The following is a 16,577-nucleotide window of genomic DNA, read 5'->3' as shown; positions in this document are numbered from 1 at the left end:
CGGCCTCGCGCAGCCGCAGCAGCTCCGGCGCCCCGGCGCGTTCGGCCCGCGGCAGCAGCACGGCGATGTCGGCGGCGATCCGGCCCGGGCGGCCGGCCAGCACCACCACGCGGTCGGCCAGGGCCAGCGCCTCGTCGATGTCATGTGTCACCAGCACCAGCGTCGGCTGCAGCCAGTCGCGGATCTCCAGCAGGTGGCGATGCAGGTCGCGCCGGGTGAAGGTGTCGAGAGCGCTGAACGGCTCGTCCAGCAGCAGCACCTTGGGCCGGGCCACCAGGGCCCGGGCAATGGCGACGCGCTGGGCCATGCCGCCGGAGAGCTGGCGCGGCCAGGCACCGGCAAAGCCCGAGAGCCCGACGCGGGCGATCGCCTCCGCAGCCAGCCGTGCCGCCTCGGCCCTGGGCAGCCGGCCGAGGCCGAAGCGCACATTGGCCTCGACCGTCAGCCAGGGCATCAGCCGCGGCTCCTGGAACACCACGCCGACATCCTCGCCCGGCCCGTCCACCGGATGGCCGGCGACCGAGAGCGTGCCGGCCGTCGCCCGCTCCAGCCCGGCGATCAAGCGCAGCAGTGTGCTTTTGCCGCAGCCGCTGGCGCCGACCACGGCGACGATGGCGCCGGACTCGACGGCCAGATCGATGCCGGCCAGGGCGTCCAGCCCGGTCGGATAGCGCTTGGCGACGCCCTGCAGCGACAGCATGGTCACGCTCCCTCCGGCCTGAAGCCGTCCTGCCAGCGCACCAGCCGGGCGCCAAGCGACGCCAGGGCCATGTCGGTCAGCTTGCCCAGCACGGCGAACAGCAGGATCGCGGCCAGGATGGTGGCCGGGCGGCCGGTCATCTGGCCGTCGACCAGCAGATAGCCGAGCCCCTTGCTGGCGCCCATGAACTCCGCCGCCACCACGAACATCCAGCCGAGGCCGAGCCCACCGCGCAGGCCGGTGATGTAGGTCGGCAGCGCCGCCGGCAGCAGGATGCGGCGCACCAGGTCCCAGGTGCCGAAGCGGTAGATCCGCCCGACCTCGACCAGCTTGCGGTCGACCGAGGCGATGGCGCCGGCCAGGGTCAGGTAGACCGGGAAGAACACGCCGACCGCGATCAACAGCACCTTCGGCGTCTCGAAGATGCCGAACCACAGGATGAACAGCGGCACCCAGGCGATCGACGGGATGCTGCGCAGCGCCTGGATGGTGGGGTCCAGCAACCGGCGGGCCAGCGGCCAGACGCCGGTGGCGGCGCCCAGGGCGGTGCCGGCGGCGGCGCCGAGCAGGAAGCCCCACCACACCCGCCACAGCGTCGCCAGGACATGGTCGAGCAGCACGCCGCGGCTCGCCAGGTCGCCCAGCGTCTTCAGGATCTGCGACGGCGGCGGCAGCAGGCGGGTGGAGACCAGGCCGAGCGCGGCCAGCACCTCCCAGCCCAGGGCCAGCCCGACCGGCAGGATCAGCCCGACCACGACGGCGCCGAGCACGCCGGCGGCGCGCGGCTCGCGGATCTCGGCACCGGTCGCGGCGGGGTCCAGGCTGGCCATGGTCAGTTCGCCAGCGCCGTCTTGAAGCGGGCGTCGAGCAGCGCGTCGACCGTGGCCGCGACATCGACCCCGGAGTCGATCACGCCCGCCTTCTGCAGCGCCAGCCCGGCGTTCAGGATGGTGTCGTGCTTCGACGCGTCGATCGCCGGGCCCGACAGGTCGGTGCGCTCCAGCTGCCTGGCCGCCACCGCATCGGTCAGGCCGGCGGCCTGGACCAGGGCGGCGCGCAGCTCTTCCGGATGGGCCAGGGCGTAGGTCCGTGCCTGCTCATAGGCGCGGATCACAGTCTCGACGATCTCCGGGTGGTCGGCGGCGAACTGCTCGTTCACGTTCAGCACGCCATAGGTGTTCAGCTCGGGCTTGCGGTAGAACAGCCGTGCCCCCTGCTCCAGCTCCGCCTGCGCCATCATCGGGTCGAGCCCGGCCCAGGCGTCGACCTGGTGGCCGATCAGGGCGTTACGGCCGTCGGCATGCTGCAGCAGCACCACCTCGATGTCCTGCTCCGCCAGGCCGTGATCGGCCAGGGCGCGCAGCAAGAAGATATAGGGGTCGGTGCCGCGGGTGACGGCGACACGCTTGCCCTTGAGGTCCTCGACAGACTGGATCGGACTGTCGCCATTGGTCACCAGCGCCGTCCATTCCGGCCGGGAGTAGGAATAGACGGCCTTGATCGGGCTGCCGTTGATCCGCGCCAACAGGGCCGCGGCGCCGGCGGTGGAGCCGAACTGGACGCTGCCGGAGTTCAGGAACTCGATCGCCTTGTTGCTGCCGGCGCTCTGCACCCAGGTGACCGACACACCCTGCGGCTTCAGCGCCTCCTCCAGCCAGCCCTTGTCCTTCAGCACCAGGCTGACCGGGCTGTAATAGGCCCAGTCGAGAGTGATCGCGGACACCGGATCGGCGGCCCTGCCGGCCGCCGGAGCGAGGGCGGCAACGACGATCGAGCCTGCCAGCAGCAGGCGGCGCGACAGGGTGATCATGGTCGGTCCTCTCGGCCGGCTGGATCCACGATCCCGGCCCGTTGATTATCGAATAGCATACGATATTGTGGAAATAGATTTTATAAAATACAAAAATTAACCGTAACTCTATAGCGCTCTCGACAGACGGGCCTCTCTTCGGCATAATGAACAAATTGGGAACAAGTTGACCGAAATGCCATGGACGACCATGTCGTCACCGCTCTGTGGCGTGCTTTTGATGCGCGCGACTGGGCCAGAGCCCTCGGTTTGCTGTCCGACGACTTCGTGGCGGACTGGCCGCAGACCTGCGAGCGCGTCCGTGGTGCCGACGCCTTCATCGCCCTCAACGCCAACTTTCCCGGCCGCTGGCGCTGCCATCTGCGGGAGCTGATCGAGGCGGGCGAGCGGGCGGTCTCCTGGGTGCTGCTGACCGACGGCAACGACATCGTGCACACCGTCTCGCTGTACCGCCTGCGCGACGGCCAGATCACCGAGGCGGTGGAGGTCTTCGCCGATTCCGGCGAGCCGCCCTACGACCGCAGCCGCTGGACCGAGCGCTACGAGCTGAAGCTGCCGACCGGCTGAGGCCGTATTGGGTTCGCGGACGCGACCCCAAACCTGCTCGCAAGCGCTGCGTTCAGCAGGCGACCGTCAGCTCGACATACTCGGCCCGCATCGGATTGTCGCCCGGGGCGACGTTGGTGACCTTGCAGGCCGAGACCTGCTCGATCGCCTTGCGCTCGGCGGCGCGGACCTTGGCCGGGGACGGGCCGATCAGGCTCGGCCCCACCAGCCAGGCGCCCCAGACCGACTCCGACAGTCGGGTGACGCCGATATCGAGGCCGTCCACCGTCACCGTCCGCGACAGAACGGTTGAATGCTCACTCGGCGGTTCCTGTGCGCAGCCGAGGAGCACCAGCGCGGCCAGCGCCGGAAGACCGAATCTCACCTGAACCCCCGAAGGTGCTTTTTCCTTTGCGGCAGACGATATCAGGTTGTCGCCGAAGGATTCCAGCCGGCTCGTGCAAGAATTCGCTCGGCCAACAAATGATACAATCCATGCCGCAGCACCAGCCGCGACCCTGCCCAGGCCAGGCCGACGGCCGGGATCAGGATGGCAAGGCCGCGGGATTCGCCGGTCATCTCCGCCAGCAGCACCAGCGCGGTGACCGGCGAATGGGTGACGCCGGTCAGGTAGGCGGCCATACCCACCAGCATCAGCGACGGCACGAGGTCCGGGCCGACCAGCGGCGCGAAGATGGCGCCGAAGCCGGCGCCGACCGAGAGCGAAGGCGCGAACAGGCCGCCCGGGATGCCGGCCGAAGAGGCCAGGGCGGTGGCGGCGAACTTGGCCGGGAAGAACCACCAGGCGAGGCTGTGCCCGCCTTCCAGCGCCAGCCGCGTCGGCTCGTAGCCGGTGCCGAAGGTGACGCCGCCGGCGGCGAGCCCGATCAGCCCGGCGAGCAGGCCGCAGCTGGCGGCGGCGGCCAGCACCGACCAGCGGCCGAACCGGCGGAACAGCCGCGGCAGCAGCCGGGTCAGCGCCAGGACGCAGCGGCCGAACAGACCGCCGAGGATGCCGGCCAGCACCGCGACCAGCAGGAAGACCGGGATCGCCCCGGGCGTGAAATCCAGCGCATGCCGGCCGAAATAGGTGTAGTCGCCGAGCACGGCGATGGCGACGGCGGAGGACAGGAAGATCGCGGCCAGCACCGCCATGCGGTTGCGGATGTCGAAGCCGCCGACCAGCTCCTCCAGCGCGAAGACGATGCCGGCCAGCGGGGTGTTGAAGGCGCCGGCCAGCCCGGCCGCGCCGCCGGCGGTGATCACCCGGCGCAGCCGCGCCGGGGTGGCGTGCGGCGTGAGCCAGGCCAGGATCACCGCGCCGACCTGCACGGTCGGCCCCTCGCGCCCGATCGAGCCGCCGCAGGCCAGCCCGACCAGGCAGAGCAGAATCTTGCCGATGCCGGTGCGGGCATCCAGCTGGGTCGGCACCAGCTCCAGCGGCCGCCGCATCGCCGCGATGCATTGCGGGATGCCGCTGCCGGGCGCCGCCGGGAACCACCGCTGCGCTGCCAGGGCGGAAACGCCGAAGCCGACGGCGCCGAGGATCGGCGCCAGCCACAACCGGCCGTCGGTGATCCGGAAAAACAGGCTCTGCGCCTCGTCCGCGGCCCAGGCGAAGGCGACGGCCATGCAGCCGACCAGCAGGCCGCCGACGGCGAAACGCAGAAGCCGCCGCAAACGCGGCGGCGACAGCAGGCGGCGGAGGGTTCGCAGGGTCAGGTCCGGCGCGTCACCGGCTGGATGCGCCACGGCGACGGCCTGGCCGCGTTACGCGCCGACGGGGGCCGGTTCCTTGCCCTCGGGCTGGGCCACCCGGAAGCTCTCACCGCAGCCGCAGCGATCGACCTCGTTCGGGTTGTTGAACACGAAGCGGGCGCCGAACTCTTCCTGGACCCAGTCCATCTCGGTGCCGAGCAGGAACATGATCGCCGACGGGTCGATCAGGACGGTAACGCCCTTGCTCTCGACCACATCCTCGAACTTCTTCCGCTCCTCGGCATATTCCATGAAGTAGCTGAGGCCGGAGCAGCCGCGCGCCTTGACCCCGACCCGCAGGCCGAGAATCGGCTTCGGCGACTTCGCGATCAGCTCGCGCACGCGGTCGGCGGCGCGGTCGGTCAGGGAAATCGGCGGCGGTAGGGGGCGCATCAGGTCACCTCGTGTCCTCGACCCTCAAGATGGGCCGATTGCAGAAAGGATTCAACGGTCTGCGGCTGCAATGCAGGTCGTCACGGGCAAACCGGCCCGTCCCTCTCACATCCCCAGCGCCAGCCGGGCGTCCTCGCTGGCGCGCTCGATCGACCAGGGCGGATCCCAGGTCAGGGTCACCTTGGCCTCGGTCACGCCGGGAACCGACAGAGCCCCCCGCTCCACCATCACGGGCATCGAGCCGGCGACCGGGCAGTTCGGCGCGGTCAGCGTCATGTCGATCCCGACCTTGCCGTCCGGCGACACGTCGACGCGGTAGATCAGGCCGAGTTCGACGATGTTGACCGGCAGTTCCGGGTCGAACACCAGGGTCAGGTTGTCCATCACTGCCGAGCGGGTGGCCTCGACGTCGAGCGGGTATGAGACCTTCGACAGCGGCGTACGGACATGGATCCAGTCCGGCTCCGGCAGGTCGAGCGTGCCGGCGCGCATGAAGTCGTGCAGGCCAAGGCCGTCGTCGGGGAAACTGCTCATGATGTCGCCTCCCGCGCGGCCAGGTGGCGCCGCGCGATCTCCTTGATCCGTTCGACCATCGAGGCCAGCCCGTTGCGGCGGCCGCTGGTCAGATGGGTGTCGAGGCCGAGCCGGGTGAACAGGCCGCGCAAATCCATCGCCGCCACCTCCTCCGGCCGGCGGCCGGAGAACACGCCGGTGACGATGGCGATCAGCCCCTTGACGATGCGGGCGTCGCTGTCGCCCTGGAACACGATGTGGTCCGGCGCCTGGTCCTCGGGCCGGGCGATCAGCCAGACCTGGCTCTGGCAGCCATGCACCTTGTTGGCCTCGACCCGCTCGGCCTCCGGGAACGGCGACAGCGCGTCGCCCAGGCTGATGATGTAGGCGTAGCGCTCCTCCCAATCGTCGAGGAGGGCGAAGTTCTCCTCCAGCTCTTCCTGGGACAGCCTGGCCTGCATGGTCATTTCCCGAACAGCTTGACCACCTTGCCCAGCGCCTCGGCCATGACGTCGATCTCGGCCTTGGTGTTGTACAGGGCGAAGGAGGCGCGCGCCGTCGCCGGCAGCTGCAGCCGCTCCATCAGCGGCTGGGCGCAGTGGTGGCCGGCCCGGACCGCGACGCCGGCCTGGTCGACGATGGTGCCGATGTCGTGCGGATGGGCGCAGTCCATGGCGAAGGAGATGATCGAGGCGCGCTCCCGCGCCCGGCCGACGATGGTCAGGCCCGGCACATGCGACAGCCGCTCGACACCGTAGTCCAGCAGCTCGCGCTCATGCGCCGCGATGGTGTCGAGGCCGAGCGCGGTGACGTAGTCGATCGCCGCCTTCAGCGCGATGGTCTGGGCGATGGCCGGGGTGCCGGCCTCGAACTTGGCCGGCAGCTCGGCGAAGGTGGTGCCGGAGAAGCTGACGGTGCGTATCATCTCGCCGCCGCCCTGCCAGGGCGGCATCGCCTCCAGCAGCGCCTCGCGGCCGTACAGGATGCCGATGCCGGTTGGCCCGTACAGCTTGTGGCCGGAGAAGGCCAGGAAGTCGCAGCCCAGCGCCTGGACGTCGACCGGCATGTGGGTGATCGCCTGGGCGGCATCCAGCAGCACCTTGGCGCCGACCGCATGCGCCCGCTCGATCACCGCCTTGACCGGGACGATGGTGCCCAGCGCGTTCGACATGTAGGTGATCGAGACCAGCTTCGTGCGCGGCGACAGCAGCTTCTCGAACTCGTCGAGCAGGAAGTTGCCGTCGTCGTCGATCGGGGCGACCTTGAGGACCAGCCCCTTCTCCTGCGCCAGCAGCTGCCAGGGCACGATGTTGGAATGGTGCTCCAGCACCGAGACGATGATCTCGTCGCCTTCCTTCAGGAAGGCGCGGCCATAGCTCTGGGCCACCAGGTTGATCGCCTCGGTGGTGCCGCGGGTGTAGACGATCTCCTTGATCGAGGCGGCGTTGATGAAGCGCTTCACCGCCTCGCGCGTCGCCTCGAAGGCGTCGGTCGCGGCGCCGCTGAGATAGTGCAGGCCGCGATGAACGTTGGCGTATTCCTGCTCGTAGACGCGGCTCTCGGCGTCGATCACCGAGCGCGGCTTCTGCGCCGAGGCGGCGTTGTCGAGATAGACCAACGGCTTGCCGTAGACGGTGCGGGACAGGATCGGGAAATCCGCCCGCACGGCGTTCACGTCATAGGCGTTGATGCCGCTCGCATGCAGCCGCGTGTCCATCGGACCTAACCCTCCTGATGCCGCGCGGCGAGCCACAGCCCGACCGCGGCCTCGAATTCGTCGCGGACCGCCTCGTCGGCGACCTCCTCCAGCGCCTCGCGCAGGAAGGCCTCGACCAGCATGGCCCGGGCCGCGCGCTCGTCGATGCCGCGGCTGCGCAGGTAGAACAGCGCCTCGGCGTCGATCTCGCCGACCGTGGCGCCGTGGCTGCACTTAACGTCGTCGGCGTAGATCTCGAGCTCGGGCTTGCTGTCGATCTCGGCGGTGCGCGACAGCATCAGCGCGCGGTTCAGCTGGTAGCCGTCGGTGCGCTGGGCGTCGCGGCGGACGATGATCTTGCCCTGGAACACGCCCCTGCCCTTGCCGTCCAGCACGCCCTTGAACACCTCGCGCGACCGGCAGTCCGGCACGGCGTGGTCGATCAGGGTGGTGGTGTCGATATGGCGGGCGCCGTCGGCCAGATAGGCGCCGGTGACATGGCCGTTGCCGCCGCGGCCGGTGAAGGTCGCGACCACCTCGGTCCGCGCCAGGTCGGCGCCGAGGCTGAGGGTGAAGCTGTCATAGGTGGCATCGCGGCCGATGCGGGCGCTGCCGTTCAGCAGATGCACCGCGTTCAGCCCCTCGCTCTGCCGCCGGTAGTGGCGCAGCCGGGCTCCGTCGCCGATCTCGGCATCGACCACCGCATTGGTGAAATAGCCGGTGTCGTCGGTGCCGTGATAGGCCTCGATCAGCGTCGCCTGGCTGTTGGCGCCGGCCAGGACCAGGATCCGCGGGTGGCTGGCCACCGCCGCGTGGCCGGGCGCGGTCAGGAAGACCAGGCGGACCGGCGCCTCGATCACCGCGCCAGCGGCGATGCGCAGCACGGCGCCGTCCTCGACCAGGGCGGTGTTCAGCTCGACCAGCGAGGCCGCATCGGCGGCCGCGGCGAAGCGGGATTCGACCTCGGCGTCGCCGGTCTCCAGCGCCGCGGCGTAGCCGTCGAGGCGCAGCCCCTGCGGCAGGGAGTCGAGATGCGACAGCTCCGGACGCAGCCGGCCGTTGACGAAGACCATGGACGGGCCCTGCGCCGGCACGAAGGCTTGCAGCGCCTCCGGCAGCGCCGCATCGGCCGGCGCCGTGGCGCCGTTCAGGCCCAGCTTCTCAAGCCGCCGCAGGTCGGTGTACTTCCAGGCTTCCTGCTTGCGCGTCGGCAGGCCCAGGCTCTCGAACCGCGCCATGCCCGCCTCGCGGCGGCGGGCGACGGCGCCGTGGCCGACGCCGGGCAGCGCCGACCGGCTGGCCGAGAAACGCTCGCGCTGGGCGGCGACGACGGGCGAGGTGGCGATCCGTTCGCTCATCTCTGCCTCACGCGGCCGCCGGGACAACGCCGGCGTAGCCCTTCTCCTCCAGCTCCAGCGCCAGCTCCTTGCCGCCGGACCGGACGATCCGGCCGTCGGCCAGGATGTGGACATGGTCTGGGACGATATAGCTGAGCAGGCGTTGGTAGTGGGTGATCACCAGGAAGGCCCGGTCGGGCGAACGCAGCTTGTTGACGCTCTCGGCCACCACCTTCAGCGCGTCGATGTCGAGACCGCTGTCGGTCTCGTCCAGCACCGCGAGGGCGGGCTCCAGCAGCGCCATCTGCAGCGCCTCGTTGCGCTTCTTCTCGCCGCCGGAGAAGCCGACATTGACCGAGCGCTTCAGCATGTCGGTGTCGATACCGAGGCCCTTGGCCTTCTCGCGCAGCAGCTTGGTGAACTGCATCGGGTCCAGTTCGGCTTCGCCGCGATGCTTGCGGTGGGCGTTGTAGGCGGTGCGCAGGAAGGTGACGGTGCCGACGCCGGCGACCTCGAGCGGATACTGGAAGGCCAGGAACAGGCCGGCGCGCGACCGCTCCTCCGGCTCCATCGCCAGCAGGTCCTCGCCGTTGAAGGTGATCGACCCGCCGGTGACCTCGTAGCCGTCGCGGCCGGCGATGACGTAGCTCAGCGTCGACTTGCCGGAGCCGTTCGGTCCCATGATGGCGTGGATCTCGCCCTGGTTCAGGGAGAGCGACACGCCCTTCAGAATCTCCTTGCCGTCGACGGCGACGTGCAGGTCCTTGATCTCCAGCATTCCGCGTTCCCTCGCCGCTTCATCGCGGCCTGTCAAATTCGCAAAGCCGCACGGAGCGGCTGGTTCTCAACCGACCGAGCCTTCCAGGCTGATGCCGACCAGCTTCTGGGCCTCGACCGCGAACTCCATCGGCAGCGCCTGCAGCACCTCGCGGCAGAAGCCGTTGACGATCAGGCCCAGCGCCTCCTCGGTGCCGATGCCGCGCTGGCGGCAATAGAACAGCACGTCGTCGCTGACCTTGCTGGTGGTCGCCTCGTGCTCCACCTGCGCCGACGGGTTACGGCTCTCGATATAGGGCACGGTGTGGGCGCCGCACTGGTCGCCGATCAGCAGGCTGTCGCACTGGGTGAAGTTGCGCGCGCCCTCGGCGCCCGGCAGGATCCGCACCAGTCCGCGATAGGTGTTGTCCGACTTGCCGGCCGAGATGCCCTTGGAGATGATCCGGGAGGTCGTGTTCTTCCCGATATGGATCATCTTGGTGCCGGTGTCGGCCTGCTGGCGGTTGTTGGTGATCGCGACTGAGTAGAACTCGCCGACCGAATTGTCGCCCTGCAGGATGCAGCTCGGATACTTCCACGTGATCGCCGACCCGGTCTCGACCTGGGTCCAGCTGACCTTGGAGTTGCGGCCGCGGCAGGCGGCGCGCTTGGTGACGAAATTGTAGATGCCGCCCTTGCCCTCCTCGTCGCCCGGATACCAGTTCTGGACGGTGGAGTATTTGATCTCGGCGTCGTCGAGGGTCACCAGTTCGACCACCGCGGCGTGCAGTTGGTTCTCGTCACGCTGCGGCGCGGTGCAGCCCTCCAGGTAGGAGACGTAGCTGCTGTCGTCGGCGATGATCAGGGTGCGCTCGAACTGGCCCGTATTCTCCGCATTGATGCGGAAATAGGTCGACAGCTCCATCGGGCAGCGCACGCCCTTGGGGATGTAGACGAACGACCCGTCGGTGAAGACGGCCGAGTTCAGCGTGGCGAAGTAGTTGTCGGAATAGGGCACCACCGAGCCGAGGTACTGGCGCACCAGCTCGGGGTATTTCTGCACCGCCTCGGAGATCGAGCAGAAGATCACCCCGACCTTCTCGAGCTGGTCCTTGAAGGTGGTGGCGACGGAGACGCTGTCGAACACGGCGTCGACGGCGACGCCGGCCAGCTTCTCCTGCTCGCGCAGCGGGATGCCCAGCTTCTCGTAGACGGCCAGGATGTCGGGGTCGACCTCGTCCAGGCTGCCGAGCTTGGGCTTCTTCTTCGGCGCCGCGTAATAGTAGGCGTCCTGGTAGTCGATCGGCGGGTGGCTGATCCGCGCCCAGTGCGGCTCCTCCATGGTCTGCCACAGGCGGAAGGCGCGCAGCCGCCATTCCAGCAGCCATTCGGGCTCGTTCTTCTTGGCGGAGATGAAGCGGACGGTCTCCTCGGTCAGCCCCTTGGGCGCGGTCTCCATCTCGATGTCCGAGAAGAAGCCGTGCTTGTAGCGGCCGCTCGTGATCTCCTCGACCTGCCGGACCGTCTCCTGGACTGCCGCCATGCCTCGCTCCTCAACCCTGTGCCAGAACCGATTAACCGAGTGGGCTAGTCGGGTACTCCGATGCGGAAGGCCCCAAAGGATACCCCTTGGGAGGCCAGTGTTGCCGCCCCTCTCTCGCCAATAGATAGGCGTTTCGGCGGCGATTGCCAGCGAAAACCCGACTGCGAGAGTCGTTCTCAGCCGCGCTCCGCTGGACCCCGGCATGCGGATCGCTCATGCCGGAAGATCCTTGTATCACATCATGTTGTTGCTGCCGCCCGGCAGCCGGACGGTCAGCCCGTCGAGATCGTCGTTCATGATGATCTGGCAGCCGAGGCGAGAGGTCTTGGTCAGGCCCCAGGCGAGGTCGAGCATGTCCTCCTCGTCCTCCCGCGCCGGCAGCAGCTTCTCGTACCAGTCCGGCTCGACGATCACATGGCAGGTCGAGCAGGCCAGCGAGCCCTCGCAGGCGCCCTCCAGATCGACGTCGTATTTGTGCGCGATCTCCATGATCGACAGCCCGGCCGGGGCGTCGATCTCGCGCCGGTTCCCGTCCGGCTCGATGAAGATGATCCTGGGCATTCTGGCCCGTACTCCTGCTCGAAGACGTGGTGTTCTACGAAAGCCGGGGACAAGGGGCAACCGGCGAAACCTCATGCCCGCCCTCAGGCGACCGCACGGCTGCGCCTTCGCCGCGAGAGATCCGACCAGGCGGCGACGCAGCGGTCGATCGCCGCGGCGTCGGTCGCGGGTCCCAGGCTGATCCGGATCGCGCTCTCGGCCAGATCGGCCGGCAGGCCCATCGCCTCCAGCACATGGCTGCGGCGGACCTTGCCGGAGCTGCAGGCCGAGCCGGCGCTGACCGCGACCCCGGCGAGGTCGAGCGCCGCGACCTGGGTCTCGGCGGTGACGCCGGGCATGGCGACGCAGCTTGTGTTGGCGACGCGCGGCGCGCCGGCGCCCAGCACCACCGCGCCGTCGGCGGTGAGCCGCCGCTCCAGCTCGTCGCGCAGCGCCGCGATGCGCGGCATCTCGGCCCGGTCGGCCACGGCTGCCGCCGCGGCACCGAAGCCGGCGATGCCGGCGACATTCTCGGTGCCGGCGCGGCGCCGCCCCTCCTGCGCCCCGCCGCGCAGCAGCGGCGCCAGCGGCAGCCCGTGGCGCAGCACCAGGGCGCCGATGCCTTGCGGCCCGCCCAGCTTGTGGGCGGACAGGCTGAGGGCGTCAACCTCGGTCCCGACCGCAGGCAAGGCGATCCGCCCGACGGCCTGTACCGCATCGCAATGCACCAGCGCGCCGTGGCGGCGGGCGATCGCGGCGGCCTCCGCCACCGGCTGGATCACGCCGGTCTCGTTGTTCACCGCCATGACCGAGACGACCGCCGGCTCGGCACCGGCCGCCAGCATCCGGTCGAGGGCGTCGAGGTCGACCCGGCCATCGCTGCCGACCGGAACGCGGTCGGTGGCCCAGGCCAGGGCGCTGTCATGCTCGATCGCCGAGGTCAGGATCCGGCGGCGGCCGAGGCCGGTGAGCGCCAGGGCGTTGGCCTCGGTGGCGCTGCCGGTGAAGACGATCTGGGCCGGGACGACACCGGCCAAGGCGGCGACCTGTGCCCGCCCCGCCTCGACCAGCCGCCGGGCCTCGCGGCCGAAGCGGTGCACCGAGGACGGGTTGCCGACGGCACCGAGCGCCGCGAGCATGGCCTCGCGCGCCTCCGGCCGCAGCGGCGCGGTGGCGTTGTGATCGAGATAGACGGAGGTCACGGCGTGCGCCTCACTCGGCGGCGACGGTCACGCCCTGCCCGTGGGAGAACAGATGGCTGGAACCGAGCACGCGGCGGTTGACCACGTCCTCGATCGTCACCGAGGACAGGTACATATGGATCTGGTTGCCCAACTCCTCCCACAGATCGTGGGTCAGGCAGCGGCTCTTGTCGCTGTGGCAGCCGAGCGGGCTGTGCTTCTCGCAGCGTGTGGCCTGGATCGGCTCGTCCACCGCGAAGATGATGTCGGAGATGCGCACCGTGCCGCAAGGCCGGGCCATCAGGTAACCGCCGCCGGGCCCGCGCACGCTGCGGACCAGGCCGCCGCGGCGCAGCTTGGCGAACAGCTGCTCCAGATACGGCAACGAGATTTCCTGGCGGAGCGCGATGTCGGCGAGCGCCACCGGGCCGTCGGCCCCGTGCCGCGCCAGGTCGACCATCGCCATCACGGCGTAGCGTCCCTTGGTGCTCAAACGCATCTTCTGCGCCCCCAACGGCCCGGCCTGCCCGCCGGACCGAAATTGCGACTGCTGCCCGAGCCGCGGACCGGCTGCCGATCGTGTCCGGCGGCCCGATCTGCGGCGCAATCCGCGTTCCTCAGCCCCAGCCAGTCCCGCATGCCTCGATCAAGACGCTTGAACATCAAGGCCGTCCCGATGGTATACGAACATTTCGCGTGGATCGTGTTGACGGCGGGTGGCCGGCACGGTCCGCGTCGTGGCAGGGTGAGTGACCGCTTAGATATAGATATCCGAGCGTAATGGTCAAGAAAGCCGCCCCACCGCGTCGGTCCGCCCGCCGCCACCTCGAGGAGCTTAACGGCCGATGCCGGACGTCATCTTCAACGGGTCCGAGGGACGCCTCGAAGGCCGCTACACCCCGAGCAAGCGCACCAATGCGCCCATCGCCCTGTTGCTGCATCCGGACCCGCTGGGCGGCGGGACGATGTTCAACAAGATCGTGCACACGCTGTACCAGGCGTTCAAGAAGCACGAATTCACCGTGCTGCGCTTCAACTTCCGCGGCGTCGGCCGCAGCCAGGGCATCCATGACCGCGGCGAGGGCGAGCTGTCCGACGCCGCCTCGGCGCTGGACTGGATGCAGGCGCTGAACCCGAACGCCGAGGCCTGCTGGGTCGGCGGCTTCTCCTTCGGCGCCTGGATCGGCATGCAGTTGCTGATGCGGCGGCCGGAGATCGACGGCTTCATCTCGATCGCGCCGCCGGCGAACAAATACGACTTCACCTTCCTGGCGCCCTGCCCCTCCTCCGGCCTGATCGTCCAGGGCGACAAGGACGACACCGTGCCGCATGACTCGGTGCAGAAGCTGGTCAACAAGCTGTCGCAGCAGAAGGACATCAAGATCGACTACCGGGTGATCCCGGGGGCGAACCATTTCTTCACGCTGCACAACGACCAGCTGCTGGCCCATATCGACGACTACCTGACCAAGTCGGTCAAGCTGGCGCCGCAGCAGGCCGCGGACTGAACCGCGCGGCTTCGGGCCGCGCCAAGGGGGGGATCGACCATGGCGACGAACGAAGCCGAGAGGCCGAACGGCGACCAGATCGCCTATTGGAACGAGGCCGGCGGGTCGGTGTGGGTGGAGATGCAGGCGCAGCTCGACCGCATGACCGCCCCGTTCAGCCGGCAGGTGGTCGAGGTGCTGGCGCCCGCGGCGGGCGAACGGCTGCTCGACATCGGCTGCGGCAGCGGCGGCAGCACGCTGGATCTGGCGTGCCACGTCGGGCCCGGCGGTCAGGTGCTCGGCCTCGACATCTCCGCCCCCATGCTCGGCCTGGCCAGGCGCCGCGCCGCCGAGGCCGGCCTGGACAATGTCCGCTTCATCGAGGCCGACGCGCAAACCGCCCGCATCGAGCCGGGCGGCTTCGACGGGCTGTTCTCGCGCTTCGGCGTGATGTTCTTCGACGACCCCGTCGGCGCCTTCGCCAACCTGCACGGCGCGCTGCGGCCGGGCGCCCGCCTCGCCTTCGTGTGCTGGCGCACCCTGGCCGAGAACGGTTGGGCGACCGTGTCCCTGACGGCTGCGCTGCGCCACCTGCCGGCACCGCCGCCCCCGATCCCGGGCGCGCCGGGCGCCTTCGCCTTCGCCGACCCTGACCGGATCCGTGACATCCTCGGCCGCGCCGGCTTCTCCGGGATCGGCGTCACGGCCTTCGACACCAAGGCCGGCGTGGGAGACCTGGAGCAGACCCTCGCCCTGGTGCTGCGAAGCGGCCCGGTCGGCGCCCTGCTGCGCGAGCACGAGGCCAAGCGCGACGCCGTCGCCGCCGCGGTGCGCGAGGCGCTGGCACCGCACCAGACCGCTGAGGGCGTTCTGCTGGATGCCGCCGCCTGGGTCGTCACCGCCACGGCGTGATCCGCCGCGTCCGGGGAAGTTCGGTTTGAGGCACGGGCGGCGCTCGTGCTACAGCCCTTCCCTGTCAGCCCGCTGACAGACAGCCATCTCCGACAAGCAGTCGACGATCATGACCGGATTCCGCTCCGACTTCCTGCGCACCCTCGAGGCGCGCGGCTTCATCCATCAGGCGACGGATGCCGAGGGCCTGGATGCCCTGGCGGCCAAGGGAGCGGTCACGGCCTATATCGGCTACGACGCCACGGCGGACAGCCTGCATGTCGGGCATCTGGTGCAGATCATGATGCTGCGCTGGCTGCAGAAGACCGGCGGGCGGCCGATCGCGCTGATGGGCGGCGGCACCACCAAGATCGGCGACCCGTCCTTCCGCGACGATGCCCGGCCGCTGCTCGACGATGCCACGATCGACAGCAACATCGCCTCGATCCGTCGGGTGTTTGCGCGATTTCTCGATTTCGAGGGCGGCGCGATCATGGCCAACAACGCCGACTGGCTGGACGGGCTGGCCTACATCCCGTTCCTGCGCGAGGTCGGGCGGCACTTCACCATCAACCGCATGCTGAGCTTCGATTCGGTGAAGCTGCGGCTGGATCGCGAGCAGCCGCTGACCTTCCTCGAATTCAACTACATGATCCTGCAGGGCTACGACTTCCTGGAGCTGGCGCGCCGCCATGACTGCGTGCTGCAGATGGGCGGGTCGGACCAGTGGGGCAACATCGTCAACGGCATCGACCTGGCGCGCCGCATCGCCGGGCGCGAGCTGTATGGCCTGACCTCGCCGCTGCTGACCACCTCTTCCGGCGCCAAGATGGGCAAGACCGCGGCCGGCGCTGTCTGGCTGAACGAGGAGCGGCTGCCGGTCTATGATTACTGGCAGTACTGGCGGAACACCGAGGACGCCGATGTCGGCCGCTTCCTCAAGCTGTTCACCGAGCTGCCGCTGGACGAGATCGACCGACTGGCGGCGCTGGGCGGGGCCGAGATCAACGACGCCAAGAAGATCCTGGCGACCGAGGCCACCGCGCTGGTGCATGGCCGCGACAAGGCCAAGGCGGCGGCCGAGACCGCCCGCCAAGCCTTCGAGCAAGGCGTGTCGGCCGAGGGCCTGCCCTCGATCGAGGTGCCGCGGGCCGAGCTGGCGGCCGGCATCCAGGCCTTCCGCCTGTTCGCCCGGGCCGGACTGGCGGCCTCGAACGGCGAGGCCCGACGGCTGATCCAGGGCGGCGGCGGTCGCGTCAACGATGCCGCGATCGCCGATCCGGAGCAGGCGATCGGCGACCGCGACATCGGCGCCGACGGGGTGATCAAGCTCTCCGCCGGGCGCAAGAAGCACGCGCTGGTGCGGCCGGCCTGAGGGGCCGGGCGCACCAGGCGGACGAGAGTTCGGCGGCCGGCCATAGGGAGG

At 69.6% G+C, this 16,577-nt stretch carries 19 protein-coding genes; 4 read left to right on the top strand and 15 right to left on the bottom strand.

The genetic code is table 11. From position 1 onward, the window contains the following. From FFK22_RS30800 to FFK22_RS30790, 3 genes are all read right to left on the bottom strand, one after another. A partial coding sequence (locus FFK22_RS30800; RefSeq protein WP_143956893.1) for an ABC transporter ATP-binding protein occupies positions 1-700 on the bottom strand: 700 nt, incomplete at its 3' end. A gap of 2 nt (positions 701-702) precedes the next feature. Then, positions 703-1,530, bottom strand: coding sequence for an ABC transporter permease (locus FFK22_RS30795; RefSeq protein ID WP_138890262.1), 828 nt, complete (start codon positions 1,528-1,530; stop codon positions 703-705). Between the two features lie 2 nt (positions 1,531-1,532). Then, positions 1,533-2,510, bottom strand: a complete 978-nt coding sequence (locus tag FFK22_RS30790; protein ID WP_138890263.1) for an aliphatic sulfonate ABC transporter substrate-binding protein — start codon at positions 2,508-2,510, stop codon at positions 1,533-1,535. Positions 2,511-2,690: 180 nt separating this feature from the next. Between FFK22_RS30790 and FFK22_RS30785 the strand changes: the two genes are divergently transcribed. After that, on the top strand, positions 2,691-3,077 hold the full coding sequence (locus FFK22_RS30785) for a nuclear transport factor 2 family protein (RefSeq protein WP_138890264.1): 387 nt from the start codon (positions 2,691-2,693) through the stop codon (positions 3,075-3,077). Positions 3,078-3,129: 52 nt separating this feature from the next. On the opposite strand, the gene FFK22_RS30780 is transcribed toward FFK22_RS30785, so the two are convergent. The 12 genes from FFK22_RS30780 to FFK22_RS30725 all read right to left on the bottom strand — a co-directional run bounded on the left by FFK22_RS30780 (position 3,130) and on the right by FFK22_RS30725 (position 13,272). Further along, complete coding sequence (locus tag FFK22_RS30780) at positions 3,130-3,441, bottom strand: hypothetical protein (protein ID WP_138890265.1); 312 nt, start codon at positions 3,439-3,441, stop codon at positions 3,130-3,132. 41 nt (positions 3,442-3,482) lie between these two features. Further along, positions 3,483-4,808, bottom strand: coding sequence for a chloride channel protein (locus tag FFK22_RS30775; RefSeq protein ID WP_138890266.1), 1,326 nt, complete (start codon positions 4,806-4,808; stop codon positions 3,483-3,485). An 18-nt stretch (positions 4,809-4,826) separates the two neighbouring features. Next, complete coding sequence (locus FFK22_RS30770) at positions 4,827-5,207, bottom strand: iron-sulfur cluster assembly accessory protein (protein ID WP_138890267.1); 381 nt, start codon at positions 5,205-5,207, stop codon at positions 4,827-4,829. Positions 5,208-5,312: 105 nt separating this feature from the next. After that, positions 5,313-5,591, bottom strand: a complete 279-nt coding sequence (locus FFK22_RS30765) for an iron-sulfur cluster assembly protein (RefSeq protein ID WP_373683766.1) — start codon at positions 5,589-5,591, stop codon at positions 5,313-5,315. 146 nt (positions 5,592-5,737) lie between these two features. Continuing rightward, on the bottom strand, positions 5,738-6,181 hold the full coding sequence (locus tag FFK22_RS30760) for a SufE family protein (protein WP_221938975.1): 444 nt from the start codon (positions 6,179-6,181) through the stop codon (positions 5,738-5,740). 2 nt (positions 6,182-6,183) lie between these two features. Further along, positions 6,184-7,437: a cysteine desulfurase gene (locus FFK22_RS30755; RefSeq protein ID WP_138890269.1), complete on the bottom strand. Its 1,254-nt coding sequence runs from the start codon at positions 7,435-7,437 to the stop codon at positions 6,184-6,186. 5 nt (positions 7,438-7,442) lie between these two features. Then, entirely contained in the window at positions 7,443-8,774 is a 1,332-nt protein-coding gene (sufD, locus tag FFK22_RS30750; protein ID WP_138890270.1) for a Fe-S cluster assembly protein SufD, read from the bottom strand. A 7-nt stretch (positions 8,775-8,781) separates the two neighbouring features. Then, positions 8,782-9,531 carry a Fe-S cluster assembly ATPase SufC gene (gene sufC / locus FFK22_RS30745; RefSeq protein ID WP_138890271.1) on the bottom strand — a complete coding sequence of 250 codons (750 nt, stop codon included), beginning with the start codon at positions 9,529-9,531 and terminating at the stop codon, positions 8,782-8,784. 66 nt (positions 9,532-9,597) lie between these two features. After that, the gene (gene sufB, locus FFK22_RS30740) at positions 9,598-11,052 is read right to left on the bottom strand and encodes a Fe-S cluster assembly protein SufB (RefSeq protein ID WP_138890272.1); all 1,455 of its coding nucleotides are present in this window, start codon (positions 11,050-11,052) and stop codon (positions 9,598-9,600) included. A 234-nt stretch (positions 11,053-11,286) separates the two neighbouring features. Beyond that, the gene (locus FFK22_RS30735) at positions 11,287-11,613 is read right to left on the bottom strand and encodes a ferredoxin family 2Fe-2S iron-sulfur cluster binding protein (protein ID WP_138890273.1); all 327 of its coding nucleotides are present in this window, start codon (positions 11,611-11,613) and stop codon (positions 11,287-11,289) included. A gap of 83 nt (positions 11,614-11,696) precedes the next feature. Continuing rightward, complete coding sequence (locus FFK22_RS30730) at positions 11,697-12,794, bottom strand: cysteine desulfurase family protein (protein WP_138890274.1); 1,098 nt, start codon at positions 12,792-12,794, stop codon at positions 11,697-11,699. A 10-nt stretch (positions 12,795-12,804) separates the two neighbouring features. Beyond that, entirely contained in the window at positions 12,805-13,272 is a 468-nt protein-coding gene (locus FFK22_RS30725; protein ID WP_138890275.1) for an Rrf2 family transcriptional regulator, read from the bottom strand. A 346-nt stretch (positions 13,273-13,618) separates the two neighbouring features. Between FFK22_RS30725 and FFK22_RS30720 the strand changes: the two genes are divergently transcribed. From FFK22_RS30720 to tyrS, 3 genes are all read left to right on the top strand, one after another. Beyond that, positions 13,619-14,281 carry an alpha/beta hydrolase gene (locus tag FFK22_RS30720; RefSeq protein ID WP_138890276.1) on the top strand — a complete coding sequence of 221 codons (663 nt, stop codon included), beginning with the start codon at positions 13,619-13,621 and terminating at the stop codon, positions 14,279-14,281. A gap of 39 nt (positions 14,282-14,320) precedes the next feature. Then, positions 14,321-15,172, top strand: coding sequence for a class I SAM-dependent methyltransferase (locus FFK22_RS30715; protein WP_138890277.1), 852 nt, complete (start codon positions 14,321-14,323; stop codon positions 15,170-15,172). Between the two features lie 109 nt (positions 15,173-15,281). Then, positions 15,282-16,526 carry a tyrosine--tRNA ligase gene (tyrS, locus tag FFK22_RS30710; RefSeq protein WP_138890278.1) on the top strand — a complete coding sequence of 415 codons (1,245 nt, stop codon included), beginning with the start codon at positions 15,282-15,284 and terminating at the stop codon, positions 16,524-16,526. The last annotated feature ends 51 nt before the right edge of the window (positions 16,527-16,577 follow it).

This window comes from Mycobacterium sp. KBS0706, from assembly GCF_005938675.2.
Classification (GTDB): Bacteria; Pseudomonadota; Alphaproteobacteria; order DSM-16000; family Inquilinaceae; genus Inquilinus.
Note: the sequence above shows the minus strand (reverse complement) of the source record. Positions and strands in the feature narration are given on the sequence as shown.